Source organism: Pseudomonas sp. ATCC 43928 (assembly GCF_005938665.2).
GTDB lineage: Bacteria > Pseudomonadota > Gammaproteobacteria > Pseudomonadales > Pseudomonadaceae > Aquipseudomonas.
Window position 1 is genome coordinate 1,688,443 of the sequence record NZ_CP041753.1, and the last position, 20,909, is coordinate 1,709,351.

Below are 20,909 nucleotides of genomic sequence, written 5' to 3' on the forward strand. Positions count from 1 at the left end.
CGAAGGAAACGGGTTGATGGAATTTACCAGTGGCTTCCTGCTCAGCCTTTCGCTGTGCCTGGACATCGGCGTGGCCAATATCGCGATGATCACGCTGGCGATGCAGCGCGGCTATTTCCAGGGTTTTGCCCTGGGGCTGGGGACTTGCGTCGGCGACCTGATTTACGCAGTGCTGGCACTGGCCGGCATGACCGTATTGCTGCAATACGAAACCGTGCGTTGGGTGTTGTGGATCGGCGGGTCGGCGTTGCTGCTGTACTTCGCGGCGAAGATGATTCATTCGGCGATCTACCACAGTGCCGTGTTGGCCGAGACCGCCGACGTTGGCCACAACTCCCATCGCAAAGAGTTCTTGCGGGGGATTTTCCTCGCCATGTCGTCGCCCAGTGCGATTCTCTGGTTCGCCGCGGTGGGCGGCACCCTGATTGCCCGTTCCGGTGGCGGCGGCACCCTCAGCTCGGCGTTGTTTCTCGGTGGATTTCTCTGTGCGGGAATTCTCTGGTGCGTCACGCTGTGCTTTGCGGCGAGCCATGGCGGCAAGCTGCTCGGAGACAAACTGCTGCGTTATTCCTACATGGCATCGGCCGCGATCTTCTGCTATTTCGCGGTGTACGTGATTCTTTCGGGTTACAACGAGTTTATCGGTGCGCCCACCGCCGGGCAGCTTCCGGGGCTCTGACTGGGCGAATCGGGTTTGGCCTCTATACTCCCAGCCGAACCCACTTTTTACGTTCCCAGGAGTCGAGTCATGGATGAGCAAATACGCGATGATCAGGTTGAGCAACGCTTCGAACACGGGCACTTCATGCTCATAGCGGGGCTTGGCGGACGATTTACCCAAGAGACGGCCGGCAAGATTCCCAAGCTCTGGGATAAATTCGTTCCCCACATCGGCAATGTTCCCGGGCAAAAGGGCGAAGTGACCTACGGCGTTTGCTGCAACCCGGATGGCAAGGGCGGTTTCGAATACATCGCCGGTGTCGAGATCAGCAAGCTCGACGACCTGCCCGAGAAATACCGCTGGGTCGAGATTCAGCCCCAGTATTACGCGGTGTTCGAGCACAAGGGCTCGCTGGATACCTTGCCCCAGACCTTTCAGTACATCTGGAACACCTGGTTGCCGCAGTCCGGTCACGAGGCAGCGGATGCCCCGGAGTTCGAACGCTACAGCGAAGACTTCAACCCGAAGCTCAATACCGGCGTGCTGGAAATCTGGGTACCGCTCAAAGCGTGATGAACGGGGCGAGGGGCGGATCGGCGGTCCGCCTCTCTGATCGATATCAACACCTTATTAATTTATGATCCCAGCCTTTCCCCCGCCGATTCCGAGCTGCCATGAACACCGTCATCCGCCACGTCATTCCCGCTGACCTGGACCGTTGCTACGCCATCGAAACCGTTGCCTACGAAGGCGACGAAGCCGCCACCCGCGAGAAAATCGCCACCCGCATCGCCACCTGGCCCGAGGGCTTCATCGTCGCCGAAGTGGATGGCGTTGTGGCCGGTTTCGTCAATTCCGGTGCGGCGTTCGAGGTGGAAATGTCGGACGAGGCGTTCAAGGAACTGATCGGCCACGACCCGGCCGGTCCGCATGTGGTGATCATGTCGGTGGTGGTGCATCCGGATTATCAGGGGCAAGGCTTGGCGAAACGCTTGATGGGTGAATTCATCCAGCGCATGCGCGCACTGAACAAGGCAAGCATCCACCTGATGTGCAAAGAGCGGCACATTGCACTGTATGCCGGGTTTGGGTTTGTCTACATCAAGCCTTCGGCGTCCGACCATGGCGGGATGGCGTGGCATGAGATGGTGCTCACCCTCTGATGATCGTTCCCACGCAGAGCGTGGTAACGACCAATCCTCTAATAGAGACTATCGCGCACCCTGGCCGGTGCTTCCCGGTCATACGTCTCGGCATCGAACTGCCCATCGTTCAGCCGTTTGTGAAACGCGCCGGCGGTCGGTAGGGCAGAGCGGTCGAGGTAGCGCTCGGGGTTCCACAAATCCGAACGAACAATCGCTTTCGAACAATGGAAATACGCCGCTTCCACCGTCACCAGCATTACCGTGCGCGCCGGTTTGCCATTGACGGCAAAACTCTCCAGCAATGCGGGCTCGGCGCTGATCTGCGCCGTGCCGTTGACCCGCAACGTCTCGCCGATCCCCGGAATGATGAACAGCAATGATACCCGCGAATCGAGCACGACATTGCGCAGTGTGTCGATGCGGTTGTTGCCGGGACGATCCGGGATCGCCAGCGTGCGCTCATCGATGATCCGCACAAAACCCGGCGTATCGCCGCGCGGTGAGCCGTCCATGCCGTCGGGGCCGACCGAGCTGATAATCACCAGCGGCGAAGCGCGGACCATCGCCTGATAGTCCTCGTTCAAAAACGGGATCTGCTTGCGTACCGCGCGCTCATGGGGCAGGCCGTAGATCGCTTCCAGCGCTTCGATTGAGTTCAACATTCGTTCATCCCTCCATGAATCAGAAAACCAGTCCCATCCGTCGTTCGTAACCGATCCGGCCTTTGTACGCTTCGCCGCTGTCGACAAAACCGTATTTGGCATACAGCGCGATGGCCGATTCATTGTCGGCATCCACCGATAACTCCAGCCCCTTGATCTCCGGCCAGGCCTGGCGCGCAACCTCGGGCAGGGCTTGCAGGCAGGCCTTGCCGTAACCTTTGCCCTGGGCACGGTGATCGACTTGCAGGGCGTGCAGGGTGGCGCTGTTTTCGTCGGCCCAGGCCGGCAGCACCGGCGGACGCTTGAGCAGCAGGAAGGCCACCGGAACCTCTTCGGCCAGCAGGGCAAAGCCTTTGACGCCAGGGCCCGGTTTGGACAGCAAGGTGTGCAATGCACCGTGGATGTCGCCGGAGAATCTGATTTGTTCGGCGTGGATTTCGATGGCCTCGACCTGTCGGCGCTGCAAGGCGTTCAGGCTTTCGTAAGGCACGAGTCGGGCTGTCACTGGAGTGTCCTTTTTCCAACACAAATGAGCCTCGGATTCTAGCGAGTTTGCCTCCATGGATTATTTTTATTTCGGTTGTCGATTTGGCTTTTCGCCAGACGACTAAAGGTGTCTTCAACAAAAAACGTGGAGAACCCTCATGAACGCTCAGACACAAATCCATAATTTGATCGAGAGCTACCGTCAGGCAGTCATCGGCAAGGACGTGGAAAAGGTCATGGCCCTGTACGCCGACGACATCGTCTCCTTCGATGCCGTCAAAGCCCTGCAATTCAAGGGCAAGGCGGCCTACCGTGCGCATTGGCAGGAATGCATGGAGATGTGCCCCGGCCCGCATATTTTCGAGTTCCATGAAATCAACGTCGTGCCGTCGCAGGAGATCGCTTTCGCTCACTGGCTGGCGCATTGCGGCGGCACCAATGAAAAGGGTGAAACCCAGGCTTGCTGGATGCGCGTCACCGCGTGCTATCGGCAGGAAGCGGGGCTCTGGCAGATCGTCCACGAACACTGGTCGGCTCCATTCGACATGGCCAGCGGCGCGGCGCTGTTCAACCTGGAACCCTGATGGTCGGGCTGTTTATCGGAAAGCAGCGCCAAAGCGCCAATCGACAGCCATAGTTGATCAGTTCGGTCACGGCAAAGCCGCCTGAAATGGAGAGTCCCATGAAGTATTTATGCCTGGTCTACAGCAACGAGCATGAATTGCACTCGCTGCCCGAAAGCCCCAACGACGCCGAGTGCATGGCCTATGCCGAGTCGATCCAGGGCAGCGGCCGGATGATCGCCGCCGAAGCGCTGGAGTCGGTGCAGACCGCGACCACCGTGCGCATGCGCAACGGCAAAATGTCGATCACCGACGGCCCGTTCGCTGAAACCAAGGAGCAGTTGGCCGGCTTCTACCTGATCGATGCCAAGGACCTCAATGAAGCCCTCCAGGTCGCCGGTAACATTCCGGCGGCCCGGGTCGGCTGCGTCGAGGTGCGGCCCGTTCGCCAGTTGAATGTCTGAATAACTATCACAACAGGAGTTCTTTTATGAGTGTGCAATCCGTCCAGCGAAAAATGGCCCCAGGCATGCCGGACTGATGCCGGGCGAATCGGTACGGGCGCAAGTCGAGCAGGTTTACCGCGACGAGTCGCGGCGAATCCTGGCGACCCTGATCCGCTTGCTCGGCGATTTCGACCTCGCCGAAGAAGCGCTGCACGAGGCGTTCTTCGTCGCGGTCGAGCGCTGGCAGCGCGACGGCGTGCCGGACAATCCGCGTACCTGGCTGGTGTCTACTGGCCGTTTCAAGGCCATTGATGTGTTACGCCGGCGCGCACGTTTTAACGCATCCCGGCCGGTGTTGATCGCTCAACTGGAGGCGCTGGAGCAGGCCGACTGGAGTGACGAAGACGTGGAAGACGATCGCCTGCGCCTGATCTTCACCTGTTGTCACCCGGCACTGGCGGCGGACGCTCAAGTGCCGCTGACCCTGCGTGAAGTCTGCGACCTGACCACGGAAGAAATCGCCCGGGCTTTCCTCTCGGCACCGGCCACCATCGCCCAGCGCATCGTGCGCGCCAAGGCCAAGATCCGTGACGCGAAAATCCCATACCAAGTGCCCACCCTGACGGAACTGCCCGAGCGACTCGACAGCGTGTTGCGGGTGATTTACCTGGTGTTCAACGAAGGGTACTCGGCGTCTGTCGGCAGCGAGCTGACCCGTGAAGACCTGACGCGCGAAGCGATTCGTCTCGGTCGGTTGTTGATGGAGCTGTTGCCTGAACCGGAGGTGATGGGGCTGCTGGCGCTGATGCTGTTGCATGAGTCTCGGCGCCCGGCCAGGACCTCCGCGAGCGGTGAGCTGATTGTGCTGGATGAACAGGATCGCTCGTTGTGGAACGCCGAGCTGATTGCCGAAGGCTGCGCCTTGATTGAGCGGGCGTTGACGACACGGCGCTTCGGACCTTATTGCCTGCAAGCAGCGATTGCCGCGGTGCATGCCGAAGCGCCCTCGGCGGCAGAGACGGACTGGGCGCAGATTGTCGGTCTGTACGACGTGCTGCTGCGGGCGGTGCCGTCGCCGGTGATCGAACTGAACCGCGCGGCGGCGCTGTCCAGGCGCGATGGCCCGCAGGCCGGGCTGACGTTGATCGAAGGGATTCTGGCCCGGGGCGAGTTGCTGGATTACCACCTGGCGCATTCGGCACGGGCAGAGTTTTGCCGGCAGTTGGGAAGGGTGGAAGAGGCGCGAGCGGCGTATCAGCGGGCGCTGGAATTGACACAGCAGGTGCCGGAACGGCGGTTTATCGAGGGGCGGCTCCGGGCGTTGGAGTGATGTGATTTCACCGGCCCCATCGCGGGCACCGCTATTCCAGCATCTTGCCCAATAACCAACTCCCCGCTGGCCCCGGCGGGTGCAAACGCGACCACAGCGCATCGACATACACCGGTTTTGGCCAGCCGCGCACTTTCAATTCCACCAACGAACCAGCCCCGAACCGTCCCACCAGCCATCGCGGCAACGGTGCCCAGCCGAACCCGCCCTGGGCCATTTCCAGCAGCATCAGGTAACTTGGCGCCGACCAGACCCGCCCCTTCGCGCGGCTTTCATACGGATTGACGATCGTCGCCAGACGCAGTTCGCGGTGCTGTTGCAGCACGTCCTGATCGATGTCGTTCAGCGTCGCCAATGGGTGCGCGTGGGACACGAACAGGGCGATTTCCGTGCGCTCGTCCACCGTCGAACTGACCAGATCCGGCGGGTAGCTGTCCTGCATTTCGGCGAAGGCGACGTGCGCGCGGCCGCGTTGTACCAGTGCTACCAGGTCATCGCATTCGGCGATCAGGCATTCAAGTTCCAGGTCTGGGTAACGCTGCTCGAAAGCACTGAGCGCCGCTTCGAAACGGTCGGACTGGTAAGTGTCGGAAATCGCCACGGTCAACTTTGGCTCGATGCCTTGGGACAGTTGGCTGGCGGTCATTTCCAGACGGCTGGTGGCGGCCAGAATCTCCTCGGCCCGTTGCAGCATGACGTGCCCGGCCGGGGTCAGGCTCGGCTTGCGGCTGCTGCGGTCGAAGAGGACAAGGTTCAAGTCGATTTCCAGGCTCGCCACGGCGGCGCTGATGGTCGACTGACTGCGCCCGAGCTTGCGCGCCGCGGCGGAAAACGAGCCTTGGGTCGCGGCCTCTACAAACGCCAGCAACACTTCGTGGGAAGCCATGAACTATCGCCTTGATCGATGGTTATTGGTTATGAAGTATCGGTTCGATGGCAGATCATGGCAACCACAGTCACTCAGGGAGTCTGGCCATGAACGCCAACAAATCCATCACTGAACGCATCTTCCAGGCCATCGGTTTCGAGCTGCTGGCGATATTGATCTGTACTCCGCTGCTGGCCTGGATCATGGACAAACCCATGTTGGAAATGGGCGTGGCAACCATGGCGATTGCAGCCCTTGCCCTGGCCTGGAACGTGGTCTTCAACGGCCTGTTCGACCGCATGCTCAAGCGCTTCGCCATTGTGCGTAACGCTTGGATCCGCGTGGTGCATGCGCTGTTGTTCGAAGGCGGGCTGGTGGCGTTTGGGGTGCCGTTGATTGCCTGGTGGCTGAAGATCAGCCTGTGGCAGGCGTTCCTGCTGGACATCGGCGTGCTGCTGTTTTTCCTGCCGTACACCTACGTGTACCACTGGGGTTACGACGTGGTGCGTGAGCGGTTGATGGTGCGCAGGGCGTTGGAAGGGTAAAAGCAAAGATCGCAGCCTTCGGCTGCGATCTTTTGATCTTTGTTTACAGGAACTTGTGCATCAAACGTGGAAGTAGCCCACGCACGAATCGAACGGCAGGCGCTTGAGTTCGATCTTGTTCAGGTCGAGCACTTCGCGCAGGGCTTTGGTTTCGCCGGGGAAGTTGCGATAGGCGACTTCGTCGAGCACTACGATCGCGCCTTTTGGCATGTACGGCAGGAAGGTTTCCAGAGCGACTTTGGTCGACTCGTACAGGTCGGTGTCGAGGATCAGCATCGCCACCACCAGGTCCGGACGCGTCTGGACCCACTCCGGCACAGTCTTGACGATGTCGCCTTTGACCAGCTCGCAGCGCGGGATACGGTTGACCGGGCGCAACAGGTCGTTGGCGTCGATCATGTCCTGGATCAGCGACTGGTCGGTGTCGGAGAACATGGTCTCGTTGACGTCCGCCGGGTCTTCTTTCTTGTCGATACTCTGGAAGCCTTCGAAGGTGTCGAAGCCGATGATCGACCGGTTGATCGCGTAGGGTTCCAGAATCATCGACAGGTGCATGTAGAGCATCAGCGAGTTGCCCTTGTACACGCCGCATTCAATGATCGCGCCAGGGATTTCGGCGACTTTCTTGAACAGCTCCATGCGCGACAGTGCAGCGGTCACGCCGATGCGGTGGGCGAAGACAAATGGCGCGTCGGCCACATACTCGGCGTCGACCCGTTTCAGGACATTGGCACGGGTTTCGTTGTATTGAGCCTCGGCGGGCGTAATGCGACGCTTGGTCATTGCTGGATTCCTTGGAATTTCGAAAAGTCGTGAGCGTGGAAATAATCGTTGAACCCTGCACCGACGTCCGGGCAGGCGCTGTCGACGTTGATCGCGCCGCGCTTGTGCTTGAGGTCGTCAAGGTGCATCAGGCGGAAGTCCACACTGAAGCGGGTCTGTTGCGTGTAGTTGGGAACCGTACCATGCAGGTGAGAACCGGAAAAAATCAGCATGTCGCCCATGTTGCCGGCCACGCGGATTTCCGAAGAAGTATTGATCTCTTCCAGTGGAACCGGGTGTACCCGTACTTCCTCCTTGAGGTTTTCCTTGGCTCGATGACGCTGGTTGTTGATCCAGTCGGACAGGCTCCAATCCTTTGAAGTGTTCTTCACCGGTAGGTCGAAATAACCGCCATTGATCATCATGGTCTGGTCAGGGCTGATGGTATGCACCGGCATCCAGGTGTTGATCTGACAGTCGACGCCGCCGTACCAGGTGTCGCGATGGGGTTTGTAGGCATAGCTGACGCCGGCATGCAGGTAGTCGAAGTTAGGCACTACGCGGATTCGTGGCACGTCGAAAATGTACTCGCGAGGGTCGACACCGATTTCATCGATGAAGCCCAGAATCAAGTCCTTGGCGCGTTGGCTGTTAGTGAACTGGCTCTTGAGGCGAGTGACCAGGACCACGAATTCTTCCACCGGCATCAACGTGTGCAGCGCCTGGTGATTGGTCTCGCCGTCGAAGGCGGCAGTGATGCTTTCTTGGGCAAACGCACACAATTCTTTGGCCGTGCGTAGCTGAGTGTTCAGGAAGATGTCGCCTGCGTAGATGGCTTCTTTGAAGTCAGCTTTCTTCTGAAGCTGATTGATATACAGATTCACGGTTCCCCTCCTGAATACATCGAGTCTCTTAATAGTCGGCAACACGGTAGCAAACTGAAGTGCTATCCGGCGGGAGAGGGATCAATAAACGATTAATCCCATGAATTTGCGACGAAATGCTTAAGGGGCGTATTACATTCGACGATGAGTCGACTGTCGGTCCGCCTTCGCGGGCAAGCCCGCTCCCACAGGGTATGCGGGGCTTCAGAAAAACTTGGTGAACAACCAATACAAACTGCCCGACAGCACAATCGCCGCCGGCAAGGTCAGCACCCAGGCCATCAGCAGGTTGCGGATGGTCTTCATCTGCAAGCCGCCACCGTTGGCGACCATGGTCCCGGCCACGCCTGAAGACAACACGTGGGTGGTCGATACCGGCAGGCCGAACATGTCGGCGGCGCCGATGGTCAGCATCGCCACGGTTTCTGCCGAGGCGCCTTGGGCGTAGGTCAGGTGCGTCTTGCCGATTTTCTCGCCGACCGTCACCACGATGCGTTTCCAGCCGACCATGGTGCCCAGTCCCAGGGCGATGGCCACCGCGATCTTCACCCACAGCGGAATGAATCGCGTGGCGTTGTCGATCTGTTGCTTGAACAGTTGCAGCTTGCCGGCGGTGTCGGCGTCGAAGTTGCCGACCTTGTTCTTGTCCATCAGGCGAATGGTTTCGCTGGTCAGGTACATGTCGTTGCGCACGTTGCCCATCGCTTCGGCCGGGACTTTCGACAGCGAGCCGTAACCCTTCACTTCGTTACCGATTTGGCCCGCCAGCGCGGCGAGGGCGGGGATCAATTGCGGGGTGGCTTCCTTGTTGCGCATGTAGTCGGTCAGCACCGGGCGTGGATCGGTGGGCATCGGCAGTGGTGTGTTTCTCATCAGGGCTTGCTGGGTGACTTCGGCCACCGCGGCGAATTGCAAGGCCTGATCCGCCGGCATGGTGCGGTTCAGCGCATACGCCATCGGCAGCGTGCCCACCAGAATCAGCATGATCAGGCCCATGCCTTTCTGGCCGTCGTTGGAGCCGTGGGCGAAGGACACGCCGGTGCAGGTCAGAATCAACATGCCGCGAATCCACCACGGTGGCGGGGTATTACCCTTCGGCGCCTTGTACAGTGCGCGATTTTTGACGAAGACACGCAACGCCAGCAGCAACAACGCGGCGAATGCGAAGCCGATCAGCGGCGACAGCAGCAACGCGTAACCGACCTTGGTCGCCTGGGCCCAGTCCACGCCACTGGTGCCGTCGCGGCCGTGCATCAAGGCATTGGCTACACCGACACCGATGATCGAACCGATCAGGGTGTGCGACGAAGAGGCCGGCAAACCCAGCCACCAGGTGCCGAGGTTCCACAGAATGGCGGCGATCAACAGGGCGAAGATCATCGCGAAACCGGCAGAGGAGCCGACCTGCAGAATCAGCTCCACCGGCAGCAGGGCGATGATGCCGAACGCCACCGCGCCGCTCGACAGCAACACCCCCAGGAAGTTGAAGAACCCGGACCAGGCCACGGCGAAATTCGGTGGCAAGGAGTGGGTGTAAATCACCGTCGCCACGGCGTTGGCGGTGTCGTGAAAACCGTTGACGAACTCAAAGCCCAAGGCAATCAGCAGTGCCACGCCCAACAGCAGAAACGGCGTCCAGGTGGTGACCACCGTGCCGAGTTCGCTCATGTCGTGCATCAGGCTGTAGGCGGTGAACAACAGCCCGCTGCCCAGCACGGCAAAGAACATCACGAAGGTGAGCAGGCCGGGTTTTTTATCGAACTGCGGCCTGGCGCCGCTGGCGGGCGCCTGGGAGGCGGCGGTGAAGGAAGGCGTAGCCATGCCGGACAATCCTGAGCAGAGAAGGAGTGTCGCCCATGATCGTTGCTAAATATTACAGTGAGACTGCGCTGGGTCAGTGTTTGGTTTTTTTGTGATGCCGGATGCTAAGGCAGGCAAATACCTGTGGCGAGGGAGCTTGCTCCCGTTCGGCTGCGAAGCAGTCGTAAAACCAGAGAATTCTGTTTGAATGAATAAACCGGATAGGGGCCGCTGCGCAGCCCAGCGGGAGCAAGCTCCCTCGCCACAAGGTATCGGTGATGATGGGCGGTTTAATAATCGCGCCGCTTACGAAACGCCCAGCGCCCGGCAATCAGGGTAAACGTCGCCACCAGTGCCACCAGAATCCAGAACCCCTCCGGATCCCCGGCAAGCGGCACCCCGCCGACGTTCATGCCGAAGAAACCGGCAATGATGTTGATCGGCAGCGCCAACACCGTGACCACGGTCAGGGTGAACAGCGTGCGGTTGCTCTGTTCGTTGAGGTTGGCGGCGATTTCTTCCTGCAACAGCTTGATCCGCTCACCGAGCGCCGTAAGGTCGTTGATGATCAGCGCAAACTCCTCGGTGGATTTGCGCAACTCCTTGACGTCCTCCTTCTGCAACCATTGCGGCGGGCGATTGAGCAGGCGCAGCAACGAGCCCGGCTCCAGCGCCAGCAACCGTTGCAGGCGCACCAGCACCCGGCGGTTGGCGCCCAGTTCGGCGCGGTTGGTGGACAGGCGCGACGACAGCAATTCATCTTCGATCTGATCGACACTGAGGCTGGTCTTGCGCACGATCTGCGTCAGCACTTCGCCCTGATCACGCAGCAAATGCACCAGCAATTCCAGCGGTGAGCGAAAACATTCACCGGCCTTCACCGAAGAGCGCAGCTTGTCCACCGAGTGCAGCGGTTGCAGGCGCGCGCTGATGATCAGCCGACTGCGAGCGCAGACCCACAGCGTCGAGACATCCGAGGAAACCATGCTACTGAGGTTGAACACCACATCGTTGACCACCGCCAGCAACGCCGAATCGACATGCTCGATGCGCGTCGAACGCGACCCCTCGTGCAAGGCTTCGAAAAACTCGTCGGGCAATTCCAGATGGCTTTTCATCCAGCGCTCGCACGCCGCATGGGCCAGGTTCAGGTGCAGCCAGAGAAACTCGTCGCTGTCCTGGGGGTGTTGCAGGCAGTGCAACGCCTTGGCCGAATCGATCTCTCGGCCACGCTCGCCGGGGCGAAAACTGAAACCGTAAAGCAGGCCGAACAGGTCGGAATCGCGATGGCGTTGATCAATGCTGTGGTTCATGAAGTCTCGCTGCGGGGAGGCGCCTGTCGCGGGTTTCACAGGTTCACTTGAGCCTCATCATTGCAAGCGCTCATGACGGTTTTGTGACGGCAAGGTGTACGCAAACGATTGCGATACCGATGGTCGGATTTTCCTCAAGAACCGCTCTGGAACGCCGATCACGCTTGGGTTACGTTTGCGCGCCTTCGGCCAAGGGCCAACGTGGCAGACAGGGATGTCCGGATACTTTTCACGCCTTCATCCGCGTGCCTCATTCCTGTTTCGAGTACTTCCCGATGTCTTTACAAAAGTCCCTTCGAGCACAAATTCTCGCCCTGTTGAGCGGCAGCCTGTTGGCGATGTTGTTGATCGCTTTGGCCTGCTTTCATTTTTTGTCCAACGGCGTTCAGAACTACGCGAACCTGATCGAAGGCCCGTTGCACACCTCGCAACTGATCGATGAAGCCAACCTGCAATTCAAGGTGCAGGTTCAGGAGTGGAAAAACGTCCTGCTGCGCGGCAAGCAACCCGCGGACCTGGACAAATACTGGAAGCAGTTCGAGGAGGGGCAGCGCAATGTGCAGGGTATCCTTGGTGAACTGGCCGGGCAGAAGGGTATGGAGCCGCAACTCAAGACCCGCATCGAACGCCTGCGTGAGGAGCATCGTGTATTAGGTGCGGCGTATCAGAAGGGCCGTGATGCCTACGTGGCGGCCGGTGCCGACCCAGCGGCCGGCGACAATGCGGTCAAGGGCGTGGACCGCGCCGCCAGCGAGCAGATGAATGAACTGGTCGGCGAACTGCGCAAGCAGAGTGTCGAACAATCGAAATTGATCAGTGCCAGTGCCGATCAGACGGTGTTGTCGGGGCTCGCGGTGATGCTGGTGTCGGGCCTGCTGATTGGTTTGTTGAGTCTGTGGCTGGTCAATCGCAACCTGGTGGAGCCGATCCGCAAACTGATCGACTACGTGGAGCAACTCAGTCAGGGCCGGTTCGCCGAGCGCGTGGCCAGCACCCGTCAGGACGAGTTGGGCAACCTGGCCAGGGCCGCCAACACCTTGCGCGATTTCCTCGCCGAAACCTTCAGTCGTTTGCAGCGCAGCGCGTCGGACCTGGACAGTGCCAGCGGTGAGCTGAACTCGATTGCCGGCCTTATGGCCAGCGGCACCAACGAGCAGTTCAATCGCACCGATCAGGTGGCCACGGCGATGAACGAAATGTCCGCCACCGCGCAAGAAGTCGCGCGCCACGCCGCCGAAGCGGCACGTGCGGCCGACGATGCCGATCAGTCCGCCCAGCAAGGCGAGAAGGTCATGCAGGGCACCATTCACACCATCACCCAAATGCGTGGCGAAATCGCCAACACCGCCACGGTCATCCGTCGTCTGGAAGAAGACAGCGGGCGCATCGGCAAGGTGCTGGAAGTGATTCGCGGCATTGCCGAACAGACCAACCTGCTGGCGCTCAACGCGGCAATCGAAGCGGCCCGTGCCGGTGAAGCCGGGCGCGGTTTTGCGGTGGTCGCTGATGAAGTACGCAGCCTGGCCCAGCGCACGGCAGCGTCGATCATCGAGATCAACCAGATCATTCAAACCGTGCAAACCGGTGCGGTGGACGCGGCCCAGGCCATCGAAAGCGGCCAGTCGCGCAGCGAGCAAAGCGTCGAGCAAGTGACCCAGACCGGCGCCATGCTCGAGCGGATCACCCATGCCGTGGAAGCCATTCGCGACATGAACCGCCAGATCGCCACCGCCGCAGAAGAACAGACTTCAGTGGCCGAAGACATCTCGCGCAACCTCACCGAAATCACCAGCATCGCCAGCACCAACCTGGACAACGTGCAGCGCACCGAAGCGGCCAGCCACAACCTGCATGGGCTGTCGGGGCAATTGAATGAGGTGACGGCGCGGTTGAGCGCCTAGTGAAATGGGCTGTGTACCGAATCGGTTACCGAGTCGGTACACAGGCGTTGCAGGATGAAGGTGGCAGTACGGCGGATTCGGTGGTCAGCACCTCGGCCTGATCCCTAAGCATTACAGCTGTACACCTTGTTAAGGTCGGTGTGCCGTTGATCGGGTACTTGCAACCAAGACGCCCGATTTCAGCGGTACCTGTTATTTCTGACAGTAGACAGTTTTTTTCTCGCGGCGCTAGATATCCCTTGGCGCGCCTACTCAAACTGAACCTGTGCCAATACTTTCACAAGGAGCATTGCGATGACCGAAACATTGAACCCTATGACTGTTGTCGGTGGACAGTCGATCATTTTTTTCGTTGATGAAGCAGACCCAGTGATTCCGAAAGTAATCATTCCGGCACGGGAAGATTTTGTAGAAGGCGAAGAAATCTTCGTGAAGTTTGGCGACGTGGAGGTTGCTTATCACAAATATCGACAAGGTGATTTCTTTCCCATACACATTCCTTTGGACAAAGGAGCGCTGAGTCAGGTGGCTGTCGCTGCGGAGGCTTACTACACGATCAAGCATCTGGATGGATCGACCTCCACCTCAAGTTCTTTCCGTGCCAAGGTCGAGATGTTTAACAGCCAATCGTCCGTGAGTCACGCTAACGCGGTCTAAGACATTGAGGCTGTCGTCACCGCGTCAAAGGCAGCGTGAATATGAACGCCGTTCCATGGGACTGCGTCGATTTCACATCAAGCTGCCCCCCATGGGCCAGCGCAATCTGATTGGCAATGTACAACCCCAACCCGAGGCCGGCCTGCGGTGTTCCGCCGGTCGGTCGCGAGTAGGGCTGGAACAGATGCTGCAGCGCATCCTCGGCAATCAGCCCGTGGTTTTTCACGCTCAATATGAAGTGCCCTTCGTTGACCTGCGCACTGACCTCGACCGGGCCGTCGGGATCGCCGTGGACAACGGCATTCGCCAGCAGGTTGGACAGCAACTGCGCGACCCGTTCGCGATCGCAATGAATGTCGCTCAGGTCGCCAATCGACGACTGAATAATGCGCTTGGGGTGAATGCTCTGGATCTCGGCGATCACATGCCGCAGTACATCCCCCAAATCCGGGCACGGCTCGATATTCACCGGGATGCCGCGACCCAATGACCCGCGCGCGAAGTCCAGCACATCGTCGACCAGTTTGGTTGCACGCCGGGCGCTGGTGAGGATATGCCGAACCCGTTGCTCATTTGGCGGGTCTTTGAGTTTGCGCAGGAGCATTTCGGCGCCAGCGCTGATGGCGAACAAGGGGTTGCGCAGGTCATGGCCGAGCACGGCGATGAACTGTTCGCGCAGTTCGGTGGTTTTATGTTCCTTGATCGGCGCCGCTTCGGTCCGTTGCAGGTTTTCTTCGGCCTCGATCTGCAGCGCGAGCATCCGGGCGAAGGATTCCATGGTGCTCTGTATCGTGCTGGACCTGAGCGGCGCGGGATCAGGATCGAGGGCGCAGAGGGTGCCAAAGAAGCGCCCGTCGGTGCGAAGTATCGGCACCGCAATGTAGCTTTCGAAGGGATGATCGCGGCTGAGCGGGTCTTCACTGACCTTGTCGATGACCACCGAGTGCTGGCCCTGGCGAATTTCGTCGCTCAGCGTGGAGACCAGCTGCAGTTCATCGCCCACTTGCACGCCGAAACCCAGTCGATCGAGCACCGCGCAGGCGATCCAGGTGTTGTCGATGACGCGGGCCACCGCGGCGAACCGCAACCCGGTCAGCTCACTGATCACCTGAAGAACCGCCGGCACCGCGCTGATCCGGCCGATCGTGGCGATGTCTGCTGCCGCTGTTTGCCCCATATCCGTGGTTCTCTGCTTCAACATGCTGAGTGGTGTTGAGGGATTCTAGCGGGCCTGCGCAAAAGGGCGCGACTTCGTTCATTACTTCAGCGATTTGCCTTACGCCGAACGCAAAAAAGCCGCACAACCCGAAGATCGTGCGGCTTTTTGCCGTTGAATCACTTGTCTTGTTTGTTGCTCAGGACCTTGCCAGTGGCGGCATCGAAGTCCACGTCCCATTCGGTGTTGTCAGCCAGACGCAGTTCCACTTCATATTCGTAACCGTTGAAGTGGTTATCCAGGTCGGTATCGGTAATCGTGGCGCCCGGATGCAACTTCAGCGCGGCCTGGTTCATTTCTTCCAGGGGTTTGATCTTGCCGCTTTTGACCAACTCGGGGATCTGGTCGACGCGAACATCAGCTTGGGCCAGGCCTGCGGTGAGGGTCAGGGCAGCAGCGGTGAACAGGGCAGTTAAGGTTTTCATCAAGTTCTTTCCTTGGAGGAGCTGTTTAAGTGGGATCAGGTTAAACAGCGCAACTTAATTCACCCTTAAAAAAACAATCGCGGGCAACCACGCTCTCACAGGTTTTGCGCAGACCTTGTGGGAGCGTGGCTTGCCCGCGATGGGGACGACGCGGTGCAGTGCCTGGCGCCAATCAGTACCCGTTGTTCTGCAACAACTGCGCAACGCTCGCCGCCGCCGGGCGCTTATAGAACTTCAGCAGTTCGCTGGCGCGATTGGTGAAGATGCCATCGACACCGGCATCCATCACTTTCTGATAATCCACGGCATCGTCGATGGTGTAGACGTGCACCAGCATGCCCTGATCGTGGGTGAACTGGTTCATCCACGGTTTCACCAGGTCTGAATAGCTCTGATCGCCGCCCTTGGTCAGCGCGGCAGAAGGCCCGGTGCCGATAGCGCCCTGGGCCTTGGCGTACTCGACCCATTGCTGGAATTCGGCTTTGTCTTTCGGTTCCTGTTTGGCGTAGTAAGTCGCCTTGTCCTTGTCTCCGGACTCAGCGAACGTCACTTTGGATTTCGGCTCGATGCTGCCTTCGCCGACCCACAACAGCAGGATTTTCGGCACTTGCGGCATTTCCTTCTCGAGCAGTTCGAGGCTGCTCTTCTCGAAGGTTTGCAGCACGACTTTGCCTTTCCCCTGGCCGACCGCCAGATTACTTTTTGCCAGTTTGGAACCCGTCGGGCTCAGCCAGCCACGGTCCTGCAATTTATCCTTGAGATCGCGTTCGATGCCGGGAAACTGCTTTGGCTCCTTGGTTTCGATGTACAGGCCAGGCTTGTGCAGTGGATTGCCTTGGGCGATGTCGATGATTTCGTCCAGGGTCAGGATCTTCAGACCCACGTAGCCAGGACGCGCGCGATCCGGGTACGCCGTGTTGAACCAGCTGCCGGCATCCAGGGTTTTCAGTTCGGCGATGGTGAATTTGTTGGCCGGGCTGTCCTTGCGCTCAGGGAATTTGGTAGCGACGTCGGTGGTGCGTTGCAGGTTGTTGTCGTGTAGGGCGAACAGCACACCATCCTTGCTGCGTTGCAGGTCCATTTCCAGGTAGTCGGCACCCAGGTCGCGAGCCAGTTTGTAGGCTGCGGCGGTGGATTCCGGTGCATCGAAAGAGGCGCCACGGTGGGCGATCACCGCCGGGTGCGGAATGCCCAGGCGGGTTGCCAGTGCGCTGGGGCTTGGCTCGCTGGTGGCCTGTGCCTGGCCGAGGCCGAGCATCAGGCTCAGCAGCAGGGCGCTTTTGGTGAAGGAGACAGGCATGGTCGAAGTCCTTTTGCGATGAGTTTTCAAAGACGTATCTTTTAACAACTGAGCGCCGCTTGTGCTATCACCAGACCGACATAAACGTGTTTAAAGAAGATTTCTTCGACGCTTTTGTGCGGCTCTTTGCAGTAATCTTCACACCTGCAGTTTCCCCGGCAGAGGGAAACCCGTTCACTTGCCCTGCGTGTAAACCATCGATCACCGGTCCTTAGCGACCTTTTGTGAGGTTTACCATGCGCATCACTTCCCAGCTCATTTGCCAGGCCGCCGACCAACTCAAAGGCTTCGTCGGCCTCAATCGCAAAACCGGCCAGTACATCGTGCGCTTCAGTGAAGACGCTTTCGGCATGGACGTGGCCGACGACGGCATCATCCCTACCAGTGAGTTCGTCTGGGCACCCGGCCCCGAGCAGACCATGACGCTCAAGCGCGAACTGATTCAGTTGCTGCTGGACCAGAACATCGACGACCGGATCAACATCACCGAACCGTTGCGGGTGTACATGAATCGACAAGACGTGCCGCAGATCACGGCGGTGAGGAGTTTGGTGCGGGGGTGAGGGTTTTGCGGTGGCTGTTCTGGCGTCTTCGCGGACAAGCCCGCGAAGACGGCCTCCAGAACGCCGCATCATTTACTGTTTGAACCCATAGGCCCGCTCAACCTTGCACACCCGCGTATGACACGCCGAATACCAGGTCGATCGCCCGCGTTCACGAATCGCGCTGTGCTCGGGGTGATGCTTCCAGGCCAGGATCGCCGCTTCGCTGGCCCAGTAGGACACCGTAATCCCGAGCCCATCCGCGCCCCGGGCCGATTCCACGCCCAGGAAGCCAGGTTGCTCACGGGCCAGTTCCACCATGCGTTCGGCGGCCTGTTCGTAACCCTGGTCGCCTTCGGTGCGCAGCGAGGTGAAAATCACTGCGTAGTAAGGTGCTGCAGGTGTCTGGGCGATCATGATTTTTGCCTCACACAGGCCTCGATCAACGCCTTGACCAATGGCGGCAGCAGGCCTTTGAGCGCGGCGCGTTCCGGTTGGAACAGCGTTGCGACAAAGAATGGATGATCCTTCAGCTCCACTGCCCGCAGATCCCCCGCCGAATCGTGGCCAACCGCGTGCAACTGTCGCGTCAGTAGCTGCCGTTCAAACTCGGGATTAACACCGTAACGGCAGTGATAGCCTTCACGAATCTCCGCATTTTCGTACGCCTTGGCGATCAACGAGCCTTCAACCAAATGAATGCTGTCGACGGCTTCCACCAGCGCACAGGCCAGCGGCGTGAGCAACGCCCGTGTCGCGTCGGGCGAAGTCTCGCCGTGTTCGGCATCTTCCCAGCCCAATACGTTGCGGGCGAATTCCAGTACCGCGTGCTGAAAACCGCCGCACGTGCCGAGGAACGGCCGTTGTTGTTCCCGGGCAAAGCGGATCGCCCGTAGCGCGCCATCCATGTCGCGATATGGGCTGGCGGGCACGCACCAGAAACCATCGTAGTCATCCAGTGGCGTATCGGCGGTGATGCGGTCGGTGGCCAGCCATTCAAACTGCAGGTTCATGCCGGTGTGTTCGGCGGCCATGCCGAGGGCAACGGGGATGGCTTGATGGGCGGTGACGTGTGGATCGTAGTCACCGATCAGGGCAATGCGGATGGCGTTGGTTTCCATGAGTGATCTCGACGCTTGTTGATTTCTGGCACCGACTATAGATTGGCGTTCACGCAATCAATATTGGCGTTATCCCAAGTGATCAATGCATCGACGCACTATCGGCTGGACTATCCCGACCTGTCGCTGATCCTCGCTTTGGTGCGCGGCGGCTCTCTGGCCCGGGCTTCGGCGTTGTTGAAGGTCGACGTTTCGACGGTGTTTCGCGCGGTCCGTCGACTCGAAGCCGCGCTGGGCGAGCAACTGTTCGAAAAGAGCCGCACCGGTTACCTGCCTACCACGTTGGCTCAGACCCTGGCCGAGCAGGCTGAACGCGCCGAACAAGCACTGGAGGCGGCGCGCATTGGCGTGGAGCAGGGCGGAGAAATCATCAGCGGCACCGTGCGCCTGACCTGCACCGATTCGGTCCTGCAAAGTCTGCTGTTACCGGCACTGGCGCGGTTCATGCCGTCTTACCCGGCACTGACTATTGAACTCTGCACCTCCAACGACTTCGCCAACCTCAGCCGCCGCGACGCCGACATCGCCTTGCGGTTGACCCGTACCCCGCCCGAGCATCTGGTTGGCCGGCGATTGGCAGACATTTCCTACCGGGTCTGTGCCAGCGCGGCCTATCTGCAATCGGTCGAATCCCACGACCTGGCCTCATTGACCTGGATCGCCCCGGACGACTTTCTTCCCGATCACCCCACCGTCGCCTGGCGGCGCCAGCAGTTGCCTGGCGTTACACCCGGTTATCGCTGCAACAGCATGTTGTCGGTGACCGAGTTGGTGCGGGCCGGACTGGGCATCGCGGCGTTGCCGGACTTTTTGATCGGTGAAGAACTGCAACCGTTGACCGAGCCCCTGCACGGTTACGACACCGCGCTGTGGCTGCTGACCCGCCCGGACTGCCGCGCATTGCGCTCGGTGGTGACGTTGTTCGACGAGTTGGGGCGGGCGCTCCGGATCAAACCTTCGGTGGCTCCTTGCTGATGAAGTGTTGATGCATTTCCGAGGTCAGGCTTTCGATGCGCTCAGTCAGGGTCTTGGTGATTTCGGTGAGCCGGGTGTTTTGCTCCAGCAACTCCTTCAGTTGCGCAGTGTTCCGCGCGGCCTGGGCCTGACGTTCACTGTTGGCGATGGCCAAGGCTTCACGATGTCGCGCATCGGCTTCGGACTGGGCTTTGTCCCGCGCCGCCTGACGCGTCTGGGCCAGCAGAATCAGCGGCGCGGCGTAGGCCGCTTGCAGGCTGAACGCCAGGTTGAGCAGGATGAAGGGGTACACATCGAATTGGGTTACGCCGGACAGGTTCAGGCAAATCCAGATCACCACCACCAAGGTCTGGGCGCCAAGGAAGGTCGGCGTGCCAAAGAACCGCGCAAAAGCCTCGGCGCGCAGGGCAAAACGGTCGGTACCGAAAGTAGGTGCCAGGTGCGCGTGAGGGCGATGGAAGCGCAGATGATCGACGGGGCCGGTGATTTCGGTTTCGGTTTCGTGGGTCGGAGTGCTCATGATGCTCTCTGAAGAGGGGATGGGACTGAGGCTCACTATAGCTCCAGCGCCAGTCTCATTCAGAAACACATTTCGGTGTTTTTATTCAGAGCGATCGAACAGCGATAAAGTGGCGGACGTTGTCATTTTTTGCAGCTCGGTTCAGCACTCATAGCACGCCAGGAACATGTCCAGCGCAGATTCCACCACGGTGTGCTGCATCTCGGGCGACAGGCCCGTTTGGCCCATGGAAATCTGCGGCCAGAAGGCAAAGGACTTGAGCAACCCGTGGATCTGTTGCGCAGCGAACTCAGGCGCGACCTGTTTCAAGCGGCCATCGGCTTGGGCGGCACGAATCCACACGGTCAAACTTTCTTCGCGCTCACCCATTCGGGCAACCATGTTCTGCGCACGCTCGGGAGAGTGGATGGTGGCGGCAATCGCCACCCGCGCCAGGTCGAGAAAATTGTCATCGGCCAGCATCTGCAATTTCGCCTGCAACATCAGGCGCAGCTGATCGCGCAGGGGCAGGTCGTGGCGGTAGGCCGTTTCCTGTTCGGCCGTTACTCGGGTCCATAACTGATTGAGGATTTCGGCAAACAACTCTTCCTTGCTCGGGAAGTGGTTGTACACCGTGCGCTTCGACACGCCGGCGGTGGCGGCGATCTTGTCCATGCTGGTGATATCGAAACCGTGGGTACGGAATTCGGCAATCGCTGCCTGGATGATGGCTTCGCGTTTTCGGTCGGTGAGGCGCTGTGGAGCTGTCATAAGTACGCTTCGGCAGGAAAAAGTGGAGAATTACACT

The 20,909-nt window shown here is 59.5% G+C and carries 25 protein-coding genes; 11 read left to right on the forward strand and 14 right to left on the reverse strand.

Annotation, left to right across the window (positions count from 1 at the left end; genetic code table 11):
- Window positions 1-16 precede the first annotated feature (16 nt).
- The 3 genes from FFH90_RS07595 to FFH90_RS07605 all read left to right on the forward strand — a co-directional run bounded on the left by FFH90_RS07595 (window position 17) and on the right by FFH90_RS07605 (window position 1,824).
- The gene (locus FFH90_RS07595; protein ID WP_064616407.1) at window positions 17-679 is read left to right on the forward strand and encodes a LysE family translocator; all 663 of its coding nucleotides are present in this window, start codon (window positions 17-19) and stop codon (window positions 677-679) included.
- 69 nt (window positions 680-748) lie between these two features.
- A complete protein-coding gene (locus FFH90_RS07600) occupies window positions 749-1,234 on the forward strand; it encodes a GyrI-like domain-containing protein (protein ID WP_138866927.1) in 486 nt (161 codons plus the stop codon).
- 101 nt (window positions 1,235-1,335) lie between these two features.
- Window positions 1,336-1,824: a GNAT family N-acetyltransferase gene (locus tag FFH90_RS07605; protein WP_018926433.1), complete on the forward strand. Its 489-nt coding sequence runs from the start codon at window positions 1,336-1,338 to the stop codon at window positions 1,822-1,824.
- Between the two features lie 38 nt (window positions 1,825-1,862).
- Here the strand turns inward: FFH90_RS07605 and FFH90_RS07610 are convergent, their stop codons facing one another.
- Together FFH90_RS07610 and FFH90_RS07615 are read right to left on the reverse strand one after the other, a co-directional pair.
- Window positions 1,863-2,468 carry a pyridoxamine 5'-phosphate oxidase family protein gene (locus tag FFH90_RS07610; protein WP_007934805.1) on the reverse strand — a complete coding sequence of 202 codons (606 nt, stop codon included), beginning with the start codon at window positions 2,466-2,468 and terminating at the stop codon, window positions 1,863-1,865.
- A gap of 19 nt (window positions 2,469-2,487) precedes the next feature.
- Window positions 2,488-2,973: an N-acetyltransferase gene (locus FFH90_RS07615; RefSeq protein WP_111454777.1), complete on the reverse strand. Its 486-nt coding sequence runs from the start codon at window positions 2,971-2,973 to the stop codon at window positions 2,488-2,490.
- 139 nt (window positions 2,974-3,112) lie between these two features.
- On the opposite strand from FFH90_RS07615, the gene FFH90_RS07620 reads away from it, so the two are divergent.
- From FFH90_RS07620 to FFH90_RS07630, 3 genes are all read left to right on the forward strand, one after another.
- Entirely contained in the window at window positions 3,113-3,538 is a 426-nt protein-coding gene (locus tag FFH90_RS07620) for a nuclear transport factor 2 family protein (RefSeq protein ID WP_138866928.1), read from the forward strand.
- Window positions 3,539-3,636: 98 nt separating this feature from the next.
- Window positions 3,637-3,981 (forward strand): YciI family protein, encoded by a 345-nt coding sequence (locus FFH90_RS07625; RefSeq protein ID WP_019651728.1) that lies wholly within the window; start codon window positions 3,637-3,639, stop codon window positions 3,979-3,981.
- 76 nt (window positions 3,982-4,057) lie between these two features.
- Window positions 4,058-5,293 (forward strand): RNA polymerase sigma factor, encoded by a 1,236-nt coding sequence (locus FFH90_RS07630; RefSeq protein ID WP_138866929.1) that lies wholly within the window; start codon window positions 4,058-4,060, stop codon window positions 5,291-5,293.
- Window positions 5,294-5,324: 31 nt separating this feature from the next.
- Here the strand turns inward: FFH90_RS07630 and FFH90_RS07635 are convergent, their stop codons facing one another.
- Window positions 5,325-6,179 carry a LysR family transcriptional regulator gene (locus tag FFH90_RS07635; protein ID WP_018926428.1) on the reverse strand — a complete coding sequence of 285 codons (855 nt, stop codon included), beginning with the start codon at window positions 6,177-6,179 and terminating at the stop codon, window positions 5,325-5,327.
- A gap of 89 nt (window positions 6,180-6,268) precedes the next feature.
- Between FFH90_RS07635 and FFH90_RS07640 the strand changes: the two genes are divergently transcribed.
- Window positions 6,269-6,706, forward strand: a complete 438-nt coding sequence (locus tag FFH90_RS07640; protein ID WP_018926427.1) for a multidrug/biocide efflux PACE transporter — start codon at window positions 6,269-6,271, stop codon at window positions 6,704-6,706.
- A gap of 60 nt (window positions 6,707-6,766) precedes the next feature.
- Here FFH90_RS07640 and FFH90_RS07645 read toward each other — a convergent pair whose 3' ends face one another.
- The 4 genes from FFH90_RS07645 to FFH90_RS07660 form a co-directional block, all read right to left on the reverse strand.
- Complete coding sequence (locus FFH90_RS07645) at window positions 6,767-7,489, reverse strand: TylF/MycF/NovP-related O-methyltransferase (RefSeq protein WP_018926426.1); 723 nt, start codon at window positions 7,487-7,489, stop codon at window positions 6,767-6,769.
- Window positions 7,486-8,352 carry a hypothetical protein gene (locus FFH90_RS07650; RefSeq protein WP_138866930.1) on the reverse strand — a complete coding sequence of 289 codons (867 nt, stop codon included), beginning with the start codon at window positions 8,350-8,352 and terminating at the stop codon, window positions 7,486-7,488. Before FFH90_RS07650 ends, FFH90_RS07645 begins: the two co-directional genes overlap by 4 nt.
- 204 nt (window positions 8,353-8,556) lie before the next feature.
- Complete coding sequence (locus FFH90_RS07655; protein ID WP_138866931.1) at window positions 8,557-10,173, reverse strand: inorganic phosphate transporter; 1,617 nt, start codon at window positions 10,171-10,173, stop codon at window positions 8,557-8,559.
- A 269-nt stretch (window positions 10,174-10,442) separates the two neighbouring features.
- The gene (locus FFH90_RS07660; RefSeq protein ID WP_138866932.1) at window positions 10,443-11,465 is read right to left on the reverse strand and encodes a transporter; all 1,023 of its coding nucleotides are present in this window, start codon (window positions 11,463-11,465) and stop codon (window positions 10,443-10,445) included.
- Between the two features lie 275 nt (window positions 11,466-11,740).
- On the opposite strand from FFH90_RS07660, the gene FFH90_RS07665 reads away from it, so the two are divergent.
- Both FFH90_RS07665 and FFH90_RS07670 read left to right on the forward strand, forming a co-directional pair.
- Entirely contained in the window at window positions 11,741-13,366 is a 1,626-nt protein-coding gene (locus FFH90_RS07665) for a methyl-accepting chemotaxis protein (RefSeq protein WP_138866933.1), read from the forward strand.
- 294 nt (window positions 13,367-13,660) lie between these two features.
- Window positions 13,661-14,023: a hypothetical protein gene (locus FFH90_RS07670; RefSeq protein ID WP_138866934.1), complete on the forward strand. Its 363-nt coding sequence runs from the start codon at window positions 13,661-13,663 to the stop codon at window positions 14,021-14,023.
- Window positions 14,024-14,039: 16 nt separating this feature from the next.
- Here FFH90_RS07670 and FFH90_RS07675 read toward each other — a convergent pair whose 3' ends face one another.
- The 3 genes from FFH90_RS07675 to FFH90_RS07685 all read right to left on the reverse strand — a co-directional run bounded on the left by FFH90_RS07675 (window position 14,040) and on the right by FFH90_RS07685 (window position 16,964).
- Complete coding sequence (locus FFH90_RS07675; RefSeq protein ID WP_138866935.1) at window positions 14,040-15,200, reverse strand: GAF domain-containing sensor histidine kinase; 1,161 nt, start codon at window positions 15,198-15,200, stop codon at window positions 14,040-14,042.
- A gap of 158 nt (window positions 15,201-15,358) precedes the next feature.
- Window positions 15,359-15,664, reverse strand: coding sequence for a PepSY domain-containing protein (locus tag FFH90_RS07680; protein ID WP_007934833.1), 306 nt, complete (start codon window positions 15,662-15,664; stop codon window positions 15,359-15,361).
- Window positions 15,665-15,836: 172 nt separating this feature from the next.
- Window positions 15,837-16,964: a glycerophosphodiester phosphodiesterase gene (locus FFH90_RS07685; RefSeq protein WP_138866936.1), complete on the reverse strand. Its 1,128-nt coding sequence runs from the start codon at window positions 16,962-16,964 to the stop codon at window positions 15,837-15,839.
- Window positions 16,965-17,200: 236 nt separating this feature from the next.
- Between FFH90_RS07685 and FFH90_RS07690 the strand changes: the two genes are divergently transcribed.
- Window positions 17,201-17,527: a DUF2025 family protein gene (locus FFH90_RS07690; RefSeq protein ID WP_019581430.1), complete on the forward strand. Its 327-nt coding sequence runs from the start codon at window positions 17,201-17,203 to the stop codon at window positions 17,525-17,527.
- A 72-nt stretch (window positions 17,528-17,599) separates the two neighbouring features.
- On the opposite strand, the gene FFH90_RS07695 is transcribed toward FFH90_RS07690, so the two are convergent.
- Window positions 17,600-17,923, reverse strand: coding sequence for an antibiotic biosynthesis monooxygenase (locus tag FFH90_RS07695; protein WP_111454787.1), 324 nt, complete (start codon window positions 17,921-17,923; stop codon window positions 17,600-17,602).
- Window positions 17,920-18,627, reverse strand: a complete 708-nt coding sequence (locus FFH90_RS07700) for a CTP synthase (RefSeq protein ID WP_138866937.1) — start codon at window positions 18,625-18,627, stop codon at window positions 17,920-17,922. The genes FFH90_RS07695 and FFH90_RS07700 overlap by 4 nt, the downstream gene beginning before the upstream one ends.
- 15 nt (window positions 18,628-18,642) lie before the next feature.
- Between FFH90_RS07700 and FFH90_RS07705 the strand changes: the two genes are divergently transcribed.
- Window positions 18,643-19,602, forward strand: a complete 960-nt coding sequence (locus FFH90_RS07705; RefSeq protein ID WP_138866938.1) for a LysR family transcriptional regulator — start codon at window positions 18,643-18,645, stop codon at window positions 19,600-19,602.
- Here FFH90_RS07705 and FFH90_RS07710 read toward each other — a convergent pair.
- Entirely contained in the window at window positions 19,577-20,122 is a 546-nt protein-coding gene (locus tag FFH90_RS07710; RefSeq protein WP_018926412.1) for a DUF1003 domain-containing protein, read from the reverse strand. The two genes, FFH90_RS07705 and FFH90_RS07710, sit on opposite strands and share 26 nt — an antisense overlap.
- Before the next feature lie 141 nt (window positions 20,123-20,263).
- Complete coding sequence (locus tag FFH90_RS07715) at window positions 20,264-20,872, reverse strand: TetR/AcrR family transcriptional regulator (RefSeq protein ID WP_018926411.1); 609 nt, start codon at window positions 20,870-20,872, stop codon at window positions 20,264-20,266.
- Between the last annotated feature and the right edge of the window lie 37 nt (window positions 20,873-20,909).

Coding starts and splice junctions, on each gene's coding strand:
- FFH90_RS07680 (WP_007934833.1), bottom strand. CDS start 15,664: ATGAAAACCTTAACTGCCCTGTTCACCGCTGCTGCCCTGACCCTCACC.
- FFH90_RS07715 (WP_018926411.1), bottom strand. CDS start 20,872: ATGACAGCTCCACAGCGCCTCACCGACCGAAAACGCGAAGCCATCATC.
- FFH90_RS07595 (WP_064616407.1), top strand. CDS start 17: ATGGAATTTACCAGTGGCTTCCTGCTCAGCCTTTCGCTGTGCCTGGAC.
- FFH90_RS07655 (WP_138866931.1), bottom strand. CDS start 10,173: ATGGCTACGCCTTCCTTCACCGCCGCCTCCCAGGCGCCCGCCAGCGGC.
- FFH90_RS07710 (WP_018926412.1), bottom strand. CDS start 20,122: ATGAGCACTCCGACCCACGAAACCGAAACCGAAATCACCGGCCCCGTC.
- FFH90_RS07610 (WP_007934805.1), bottom strand. CDS start 2,468: ATGTTGAACTCAATCGAAGCGCTGGAAGCGATCTACGGCCTGCCCCAT.
- FFH90_RS07645 (WP_018926426.1), bottom strand. CDS start 7,489: ATGACCAAGCGTCGCATTACGCCCGCCGAGGCTCAATACAACGAAACC.
- FFH90_RS07685 (WP_138866936.1), bottom strand. CDS start 16,964: ATGCCTGTCTCCTTCACCAAAAGCGCCCTGCTGCTGAGCCTGATGCTC.
- FFH90_RS07700 (WP_138866937.1), bottom strand. CDS start 18,627: ATGGAAACCAACGCCATCCGCATTGCCCTGATCGGTGACTACGATCCA.
- FFH90_RS07640 (WP_018926427.1), top strand. CDS start 6,269: ATGAACGCCAACAAATCCATCACTGAACGCATCTTCCAGGCCATCGGT.
- FFH90_RS07660 (WP_138866932.1), bottom strand. CDS start 11,465: ATGAACCACAGCATTGATCAACGCCATCGCGATTCCGACCTGTTCGGC.
- FFH90_RS07670 (WP_138866934.1), top strand. CDS start 13,661: ATGACCGAAACATTGAACCCTATGACTGTTGTCGGTGGACAGTCGATC.
- FFH90_RS07620 (WP_138866928.1), top strand. CDS start 3,113: ATGAACGCTCAGACACAAATCCATAATTTGATCGAGAGCTACCGTCAG.
- FFH90_RS07675 (WP_138866935.1), bottom strand. CDS start 15,200: ATGGGGCAAACAGCGGCAGCAGACATCGCCACGATCGGCCGGATCAGC.
- FFH90_RS07695 (WP_111454787.1), bottom strand. CDS start 17,923: ATGATCGCCCAGACACCTGCAGCACCTTACTACGCAGTGATTTTCACC.
- FFH90_RS07665 (WP_138866933.1), top strand. CDS start 11,741: ATGTCTTTACAAAAGTCCCTTCGAGCACAAATTCTCGCCCTGTTGAGC.
- FFH90_RS07635 (WP_018926428.1), bottom strand. CDS start 6,179: ATGGCTTCCCACGAAGTGTTGCTGGCGTTTGTAGAGGCCGCGACCCAA.
- FFH90_RS07690 (WP_019581430.1), top strand. CDS start 17,201: ATGCGCATCACTTCCCAGCTCATTTGCCAGGCCGCCGACCAACTCAAA.
- FFH90_RS07630 (WP_138866929.1), top strand. CDS start 4,058: ATGCCGGGCGAATCGGTACGGGCGCAAGTCGAGCAGGTTTACCGCGAC.
- FFH90_RS07605 (WP_018926433.1), top strand. CDS start 1,336: ATGAACACCGTCATCCGCCACGTCATTCCCGCTGACCTGGACCGTTGC.
- FFH90_RS07600 (WP_138866927.1), top strand. CDS start 749: ATGGATGAGCAAATACGCGATGATCAGGTTGAGCAACGCTTCGAACAC.
- FFH90_RS07625 (WP_019651728.1), top strand. CDS start 3,637: ATGAAGTATTTATGCCTGGTCTACAGCAACGAGCATGAATTGCACTCG.